The sequence below is a fragment of the Kitasatospora sp. NPDC036755 genome, assembly GCF_040636595.1.
Taxonomy (GTDB): Bacteria; Actinomycetota; Actinomycetes; order Streptomycetales; family Streptomycetaceae; genus Kitasatospora.
This window is the reverse complement of record NZ_JBEZUT010000356.1, coordinates 1-8,720: the sequence shown is the minus strand read 5'-3', so window position 1 is coordinate 8,720 and position 8,720 is coordinate 1. Positions and strand designations below refer to the sequence as shown.

Annotated in this window: 6 protein-coding genes; 3 read left to right on the top strand and 3 right to left on the bottom strand. The window is 73.6% G+C overall.

The genetic code is table 11. The annotated features are described in order from the left end of the window. Positions 1–90: 90 nt before the first annotated feature. Positions 91–2,457 carry a glycosyl hydrolase family 18 protein gene (locus tag AB0E96_RS34825; protein ID WP_359829802.1) on the bottom strand — a complete coding sequence of 789 codons (2,367 nt, stop codon included), beginning with the start codon at positions 2,455–2,457 and terminating at the stop codon, positions 91–93. Positions 2,458–2,743: 286 nt separating this feature from the next. Here AB0E96_RS34825 and AB0E96_RS34820 point away from each other — a divergent pair, with 286 nt between their 5' ends. Continuing rightward, positions 2,744–3,412: a class I SAM-dependent methyltransferase gene (locus tag AB0E96_RS34820; RefSeq protein ID WP_359829801.1), complete on the top strand. Its 669-nt coding sequence runs from the start codon at positions 2,744–2,746 to the stop codon at positions 3,410–3,412. A gap of 78 nt (positions 3,413–3,490) precedes the next feature. Beyond that, positions 3,491–4,594: a hypothetical protein gene (locus tag AB0E96_RS34815; RefSeq protein WP_359829800.1), complete on the top strand. Its 1,104-nt coding sequence runs from the start codon at positions 3,491–3,493 to the stop codon at positions 4,592–4,594. Here AB0E96_RS34815 and AB0E96_RS34810 read toward each other — a convergent pair. After that, positions 4,581–6,818, bottom strand: coding sequence for a hypothetical protein (locus tag AB0E96_RS34810; protein WP_359829799.1), 2,238 nt, complete (start codon positions 6,816–6,818; stop codon positions 4,581–4,583). The genes AB0E96_RS34815 and AB0E96_RS34810 overlap by 14 nt on opposite strands. A gap of 379 nt (positions 6,819–7,197) precedes the next feature. On the opposite strand from AB0E96_RS34810, the gene AB0E96_RS34805 reads away from it, so the two are divergent. Beyond that, positions 7,198–7,785, top strand: coding sequence for a TerD family protein (locus tag AB0E96_RS34805; RefSeq protein WP_359829798.1), 588 nt, complete (start codon positions 7,198–7,200; stop codon positions 7,783–7,785). Between the two features lie 75 nt (positions 7,786–7,860). Here the strand turns inward: AB0E96_RS34805 and AB0E96_RS34800 are convergent, their stop codons facing one another. Continuing rightward, positions 7,861–8,526: a hypothetical protein gene (locus AB0E96_RS34800; protein WP_359829797.1), complete on the bottom strand. Its 666-nt coding sequence runs from the start codon at positions 8,524–8,526 to the stop codon at positions 7,861–7,863. Between the last annotated feature and the right edge of the window lie 194 nt (positions 8,527–8,720).

Here is an 8,720-nt window from a genome sequence, read left to right as displayed (position 1 = left end):
GGGGGACCGGGTCCCGCGGCGATGACCCGCGGACGGCCCGCGCGGGGTTCCGCGCGGGCCGTCGCTCGTTCGAGGTCGCATGACGGTCCGTCAGCGCAGGCTGCTGTCCATCGCGTTGAGCATCGTGCCGGAGGCGTCGTCGTTCTCCAGGGAGAAGGCGAACAGCCCGCCCAGGCCCTTGCTCTTGGCGTAGGCCCCGCGCGCCTGGACGGCCTGCGGGTTGTCGCCGGTCCAGAAGTTGGTGCCGTCGTAGACCCAGGCGCTCTCGGTGACCGGGTCCCAGTGGGTCTGCGCCGCGGTCGGGTTGAGCTCCTTCCAGGCGGCCAGGCCGGCCTCCTGGCTCAGCGGCTTCTTCGCCGTCGGGCCGGTCGCGCTCTGGTACAGGCCGTAGTTGGAGCCGGCCGGGACGCCGGTCCAGCCGCGCCAGTAGAACGGGATGCCCAGCACGATCTTGTTCGCCGGGAAGCCGCCGGGGATGCCGTACTCGGGCAGGCCGGTGGTGTACGCGGCGAGCGTGGTGTCCACGTTGTACTTGCGGGTGCCCGGGGTGATCGGCGTGGTCGGGTCGGCCGGGCTGTCGTGCAGCGGGTCCTGGTGGTTGGTCGGGCCGGTGGCGTCCCACGCGCCGTGCATGTCGTAGGACATCACGTCGGCGTAGTCCAGGTAGGCGCCGATCTTGTCGGTCTCCAGCTGGGCGACCTTGTCCTGGCCGCTGGGCAGCGCGGCGCTCAGGATGTAGCGCTTGCCCTGGGCGGCGCCGAGGGCGTCCAGCTGGGTGCGGAACTCCTTGAGCAGCAGGGTGTAGTTCTGCTTGTCGGCCGCGGAGTAGTGGTTGCCGGTGTGGCCGCCGGCCGAGCCCGGGTACTCCCAGTCGATGTCGATGCCGTCGAAGAGGCCCGCCGCCGAGGCCTGGCCGCCGGAGGCGTCACCGGCGACCCCGGTCGGCAGGTTCCCCTTGAGGAACATGTCGACGCAGGAGGAGACGAAGGTCTTCCGGGAGGCGTCGGTGGCCGCCGCGTCGGAGAAGTACTTGGAGTACGTCCAGCCGCCGATCGAGATGGTGAAGCGCAGGTTCGGGTACTTGGCCTTCAGCTGGCGCAGCTGGTTGAAGTTGCCCTTGAGCGGCTGCTCCCAGGTGTCGGCGCTGCCGTCCACGCTGGTGCCGGAGCCGTAGTCGGCCTGGTAGTCGGCGTAGGCGTCGCCCGCGCCGTCACCGGCGTTCGGGTTGGACTCGTTGGCCGAGTCGGAGGCCTTCACCGCCTGGAAGCAGGTGAACTTGGTGGGATCGATGTTGGCGAACGCGTAGTGGATGACGTCCAGCTTGGACGCGGCGCCGCTGGTGTCGACGTTCTTGGCGTTGTACGCGTTCTCGTAGACGCCCCACTGATCGAAGTAGGCCGAGCGGACCGGCTGTTGGGCGGGGGCCGCCGCGGTCGTGGTGGACACCGGCGCCGACTGGGCGGAGGCGTGGCTGCCGGAGTAGCCCTGGACGCTGAAGGTGTAGCTCCGGCCCGGCAGCAGCGAGCTGACCGTGACGGACGTGCCCATCGAGGTGGCGACGAGCTGGCCGTTGGACCACACCTTGTAGGCGACCGCGCCGTCACCGCTGGTCAGCGTGGACGGCTGCCAGGTGAGCACCACCGCGTTGGACGTGGTCCTGGTGACCGCGAAGCCGGTCGGGGTGGTGACCTTGCCGTCCCCGGCCGGGCCGGTCGCGGTGCCCGTCGGGGCCGGGGTGGTGCTGGTGGGGGTGCCGGTCGGGGTGCCGGTCGCCGTCGGGCTCCCGGTGGCGGTGGGGCTCCCGGTGGCGGTGGGGCTCGCGGTGGCCGTCGGGCCGGCCGTGGGACTGGCCGTCGGGCTCGCGGTGGCGGTCGGGCTCGCGGAGGAGGTGGGGCCGGCCGGGCCGGTCAGGGTGAGGTCGTCCGCGTAGTACGTGCCGGTGCCGTACCAGCCGTGGGTGAAGACCGAGACGGAGGTCGTGGTGGCACCGGTGGTGAAGGTGGTGCTCAGCTGGTTCCAGCCGGTCCCGCCGGGCGTCCAGACCGAGGAGTTGACGCCGGTGCCGGTGGCGCCCAGGTAGACGTAGCTGCCCTGGACCCAGCCGGCCAGGGTGTACGTGGTGTTCGGCTGGACGGCCACGGTCTGCTGGCACTGCGCGGTGTCGGCGGCCGAGGCGGCGCCGCTGAGCGCGCGGCTCCCGCCGTGCACCGGGGTGGTGACGACCGAACCGTTGGAGCAGGTCCAGCCGGCCAGGGTGCCGGTCTCGAAGTCGCCGTTGGCCAGCAGGTTGACCGGGGCGGCGGAGGCGGAGCCGAAGGTCAGGGCGATGGCGGCGCCGCTGGTGGTCAGGGTGGCGGCGAGGGCCAGCGCGGTGGCCCTTCTGCGCCGGGCGGCCCGGCGGCCGGCGCCCTCCCCGGCGGGGTGGGCGGGCTGTGCGGGCAGGACACGGTCGTGCATGCGGTGGGTCCTCCGGATGTGTGGGGGTTCCGGCGGTGCGTTGGCCCGGGACGGGCCGAGGGGAGCCGGCCCGCGCGCGGTGGGGGCGCGCGGGCTGGTGACACGTGCTGACGAACGGTGCGCGGACACGACGGGCGGCCGACCCGTGCACGTCACGACTGAACAGATTGGACTGGACCAATAATCGCCGTCAAGGGTGTCCGCCCGCTGGACCGTTCCGGGCCGGGCCGGCGGCGGCCCGGTAGGTTGGCCGGTACGAGCAGGCCCGTCGAACGGAGGAGGCGCGATGGACAGCCGGGACTGGGACGACCGCTACGCCGCGAGCGAGCTGGTGTGGGGTGCCGCGCCCAACCAGTGGGTGGTCCGCGAACTGGCCGGCCGCACCCCCGGTCACGCGCTGGACCTGGCCGCCGGAGAGGGCCGCAACGCCATCTGGCTGGCCGCCCAGGGCTGGGAGGTCACCGGCGTGGACTTCTCCGCCGTCGCCCTGGAACGCGCCGAGCGGCTCACCGCCGACCTGCCCGACGAGGTCGCCGACCGGCTCACCTGGCGCCACGGCGACGCCCGCTCCTTCGAGGCCCCCGCCGCCGGCTACGACCTCGTCCTGATCGCCTACCTGCAGATCCCCGCCGCGGACCGCCGGGCGGCCCTGCGCCGCGCCGCCGGGGCGCTCGCCCCCGGCGGCACCCTGCTGGTCGTCGGACACGACCTGAGCAACCTCACCGAGGGCGTCGGCGGCCCGCAGGACCCGGCCGTGCTCTTCACCCCGGAGGACGTCCTCGCCGACCTCGCCGATCGCGGGCTGCGCACCGTCCGCGCCGAGCGGGTGCACCGTACGGTCGGCGGTGAGCCCGGCCATCGGAGCGGGGAAGCGGGCCGGGGTGAGGGCGGGGCCGAGGGCGGCGGACGGGTCGCGGTGGACGCCCTGGTGCGGCTGGAACGCGGCGCCGGCTGACGCCCCCGGCCGGCCGGCGGGGCCCGGTCCACCCGGCGGCGTACGAGAACTGAGGTCACGTCAACTAGCCTGTGGGACATGAGGATTCGCGCGTTGACGGCAGTCGCGGCGGCCACCGTTCTGCTGCTGGCCGGATGCAGTGGCTCGGGCTCCGGATCGGGCTCCGGAGCCGAGGAGGGGCGGACACCCGGGCCCAGTGCGCCCTCGGGCGGCGCGCCGCCCACCGGCGAGCCGCCCACCGGCGCGCCGTCGGCCGGAGCCGAGCGCCGCGCCGACGGTGCCCGGCTGCTCTACCGCGCCGGCGGCGGCCGCAGCGCGCAGAACCCGGCCTTCGCCCCGGACGGCCGCTCGGTGCTGCTGACCGAGTTCGGCGAGGGCTACAACCGGGGCGAGGCCGCCCTCGCCGTCCTGCCGCTGGACGGCGGTGCGCCGCGCACGGTGCTGAAGGACCCCGACCGGGCGGCCGTCAACCTCCCCGGCACCAGCTGGAACGCCGCCGCCGACGCCTTCGTCTTCGCCACCGACCGGGAGTCCGGGCACGACGAGGTCTGGCTGATGAGGCCGGGCGGTGCCCCGGAGCGGGTGACCAGCCACGGCGACGCCGGCGGCTACAGCGAGCCGAGCTTCTCCCCGGACGGCGAGTGGATCGTCTTCCAGCAGAGCTGGGAGCCGGAGCACACCGCCGCCGCGCGGGGTGACGCGGCCGAGCAGGACTCGCTCTGGAAGGTTCGCCGCGGCGGCGGCGCGCCCGTCCCGCTGGTGGACGGCCGGGGCACCGGCACCGACAACCGGCAGCCGAACTGGTCCCCGAAGGGCGACCGGATCGTCTTCCAGCGGCGCGGCGTGGGCCGCGAGGACTGGTCGCTGTGGACGGTGGACCCGGACGGCGGCGGACTGCGACAGGTCACCGGCGTGCCGGGCGAGCACACCGATCCGAGCTGGTCCCCGGACGGCCGGTACCTGGTCTTCTCCTCCAACCTGGGGGACCTGCCGAACGCCCAGGTCTTCGTGGTGGACGCGGCCGGCGGCACTCCCGTCCGGGTGACCAGGGACGACACCGCCTACGACGGCGCGCCGAGCTGGTCCCCGGACGGGCAGTGGATCGCCTTCGAGTCCGCCCCGGGCGGCGAGGCCCACCCCGCCGCCCTCTGGCGGATCCCGGTGCCGACTAACCTGCGGTGATCGTCACCACCGAGTACTGGGCGACGGTCAGCGGCACGCTGACCGTCCCGGCGGTGACGGTGTACGGGACGGCCTTGGGCGCCGGGTCGGTGCCGTCCGGGCTCGCCACGGTGACGGCGGTGACGCTCGCCCCGGCCGGAAGGGCGTAGGAGAGCGTGCAGTTGGCGGGTGCGCTGCGGAACGCCGCCGGGGTGTCGGCGAAGTTGGTGAAGTTCACCAGGTGGACGACGGTGTCGGCGCCGAGCCGCCGGGCGTCCAGGAAGATCCGGCGGTCCCCGGCCAGGGTGACCGCCGGCGGGGCGGACTGCCGGACGGCGGTGAGCAGTTGGTCGGCCGAGGCCTGGTCGGTCTTGGTCAGGTAGCTCAGCCCGGGCAGCGCCTTGACGTACCAGCAGCTGCCGCTGCCGTAGGAGTTCTGCCTGGTGGCGGGCAGCGGGTCCGCCCTGCGCAGGCCGAGCACGTCGGAGAGCGCGAACTCGGCGCGTTGGCCGCCCAGTTCGTCCAGCGCGGTGGGTGCCGGGCCGGTGATCACGATCGTCCCGCCGGCCGAGACGAAGCCGCGCAGCAGCGCCGCCTCGGTGTCCGAGACCGCCTGGAGGTTGGGCAGCAGCAGGACCTTGAAGCGGGCCAGGTCGTCGGCGGTCAGGCCGGGGCTGGGCACCGTGTCGAACGGGACGTGGGCGTAGACCAGGGCCTTGACGGTGCCCCGGAACTCGCCGAGCCAGGGGAGTGAGGCGCAGCTCATCTGGGGGTCGTCGCCGCCCCACCAGTCGGTGATCCCGGCCGGGGCCTTGGCGTTGACGTACATCCCGTTGCCCTCGCCCGGGGACACGTAGTCCCGGGACGGCGCCGAGTGGTAGACGCCGACCTGGGCGATCGAGGCCGGGTCGTAGAGCTTCGCCTGGTTGACGCGCACGAAGCGGTACATCCGGGTGCGCATCGGGCCGTCCACGGTGTCGTTCTTGAACGGGGTCTTCACCTCGTACGGGTTGCAGCCGGCCGCGATCAGCTGGGACATCACCAGCGAGGCGTCGTCGGCCTGCCAGCCGTAGGAGAACGCCCAGGCCGGCTTGGTGCCGCTGGCCGCGCGGGCGTACTTGTACATCGAGATCAGGCAGACCCAGTCGGAGGCGGTGGCGTGCCGCATGCCGTCGTAGTTGCCGAGGATGTCCACCTCCCAGACCTGGCTGACGGCGCCGGGGGCCTGGCGCAGGTAGCCGCCGTCCAGGCCGATCGAGGTGGCGTAGCGGTAGTCCATCGACACGGTCTCGACGAAGGTGACGAGGTCGGGGTTGACCGAGCGGCCGGCGTCGGCGATGTCCAGCTGGAACTTGAGCAGGTTGCGGTGGCGCCACTCGACGTAGCGGCGGAAGACCGGGTCGGCGAAGTTCGCGGCCTTGGGCAGGTCGAGGCCGGTGTCGGCCTTGAACGCGGCGGTGCCCCAGGTGGAGGCGTCGCACCAGGAGAGCACGCCGTCGAAGTAGATCGGGACGTCCGGCCAGATGCCGTCCACGCCGGTCGCGGCGACGCCCTTGATCCGGTTGAGGTAGTAGTCCCGCCAGGGCGAGTTGGGGCTGAGCCAGACGCTTTCGTCGCCCGGGTCGACCCAGACCACGACGCTGCCGTAGAACACGTTGGGCTTGCCGGCGAGGTCGCGCTGGACCCAGTTCTTGCCCTGGTCGTTCTTGTAGAAGGACCGGCCCTTCTCGCCGCCGGGGGAGATCAGCTCCAGGGACGGGTAGTACATGACGACCTTGAGGCCGGCGGCGTGCGCCAGGCCGGTGAACTGCTTCACCTCGGCCATGTGGGCGGCGAACTGGGCGTCGGTGAGCCAGTCGGAGAGCAGGGTGTCCAGCTCGATGACGCTGACCTCCTGCGCCTTGAGGGCGTCCACGTAGCTCTGCATGTCGGCGGGCTCGTTGAAGGTGCCGTCGGCGATGCGGGCGTAGCGGGCCCAGTCCGGCCAGACCTGCGCTGCGCCGCCGGTCCCGGTGCCGGGGCCGGCGAGCCGCCTCTCCGGCCAGAGACCGTCGTACTGCGCGGTGCCGTGGTCGGTGTCGGGTTGTCCGGCGGCCCAGGCGGCGCCGCCCGGCAGCAGCCGGGCGGCGGCCAGCGCGCCGCCCGCGCCGAGGCCGGCCCGGAGCAGTCTGCGCCGGCCGAGCCGGGATCCTCCGGGGCGTTCCGGTGCGGTGTGCTGTTCGGTTCCTTCGTGCTGCTCGGGCATGGTGGTCCCCCCAGCGAGAGCGGGCCGGTGCCGGTCGGCCCGGCCCGGGAACGGTCGTGAGCACTGCGGATGGTGAGCACCGCGGGTGGTGGGTGCCGCGGGTGGTGGGCACCGCGATCGGTGCGCGGACGGCGCGCCGTTGCCGCCGGGTGCCGTCCCGGGGCCGACCCTAGACCGTGTGCCGCCCCGGTCGTCCGCTCACGGTCAACGGCTACGCCAGACGTCGGACCGCCGGTTCCCTCAGTGTGCGGACCGTTGTCGGGGGTGAGGTCCGGGGGAGTACGGGGTAGAGGTGCTCGGAGGGCACCGTCGATGATCATAAATTCTCTACAGTGCTGTAGATTCGCGGCACGGGCGGTGGCAGAACGAGGAGGACGCGATGAGCGTTTCGCTGGCCAAGGGGCAGAAGATCAGCCTGGAGAAGCCGGGCGGCGGGCAACTGAGCCTGGTCCGGATGGGCCTCGGCTGGAAGGCGGCCGAGCGCAAGGGCTTCTTCGCCAAGCTGCTCGCCGCCGGCCGGGAGATCGACCTGGACGCCTCGGCGGTGCTGTTCGCCCAGGGGCGGCCGGTGGACGTGGTGTTCTTCCAGCACCTCAACAGCAACGACGGCTCGGTCCGGCACAGCGGGGACAACCTGGTCGGCGGCGCGGGCGACGCGACCGACGACGAGTCGATCACGGTCAACCTGACCACCGTCGCGGCCGAGGTCGACCAGATCGTCTTCACCGTCAACTCCTTCACCGGGCAGACCTTCCAGGAGGTCGAGGCGGCCTTCTGCCGGCTCGTGGACGAGACCACCGGTGTCGAGCTGGCGCGCTACACGCTCACCGGCGGCGGCCCGTACACCGCCCAGATCATGGCCAAGGTGCAGCGCACGGCGACCGGTTGGCAGATGACCGCGATCGGCCAGCCGGCCAGCGGGCGGACCTTCCAGGACCTGATGCCGGAGCTCGTCAAGCACCTCTGAGCCCCCGCCCCGCGGGGCAGCGGCCCCGGCTCTCCTGGCGTCCGGCTCCGAACGCCCGGCGCTCGGAGCCCGGCGTCAATCGATGTCGCGGCGCCGGAAGCCGGCCAGCGCCAGGGCGATCAGGGCGGCCGCGACCAGGGTGAGCACCACCAGCGGCGTCCAGTCCATCGCGGCCGCCGGGAGCCGGGGCACCCGGCCGTACGGGGAGAGCCGTTCCAGGCCGCCGGGCAGGTCGAGCAGCGGGCCCAGGTAGCCGATCACGAAGGCGTACGCGGGCACCAGCCAGGCCAGCGGAACGGCCCGGGGCAGCCAGCCGTACACCGCGGCGGCGAAACCCACCGTCACCCACTGGGCGGGCGTGAAGGCCAGCGCCGCGCCGGTCAGCCGCAGGAACGCGCCCCCGTCACCGCTGGACAGCGCCCCGGCCAGGCCGAAGCCCACGCCCGCCGCGAGCAGCACGGCGGTGGAGCCCAGCAGGGCCGCCGCCAGGTGCCCGCCCAGCCAGGCGGTCCGCGACACGCCGGTGGCCAGCACCGGCACCGCCCGTCCCGCGCTCTCCTCGGCGCGCGGGCGCAGCGTGGCCAGCACGGAGTAGACGCCGCCGATCACCGCGACGACCAGCAGGGTCAGCGCGGCGTAGGAGTCGGCGAGGGTGTGCCCGCCGAGCCGGTCCAGCGTCTCCCGGATCCGGTCGACGCCGCCCAGCAGGGAGTCGGCGCTGCCGAGCAGCGAGCCGTACATCGCGCCGACCAGCAGCAGCGCGACCGCGAAGCCGCCGAACAGGCCGCGGTGCAGGCGCAGCGCGAGGCCGAGCGGGGTGCCCAGGGCCGGACTGCCGGTGGCCGGGCCGGCCCTCGGGGTTGCCGCTCTCAGGCGTTGCGGTGGAGCCCGTGGTCTCCGTCACTCGTCCTCACCTGAATCCGGGTCCTGCCGAA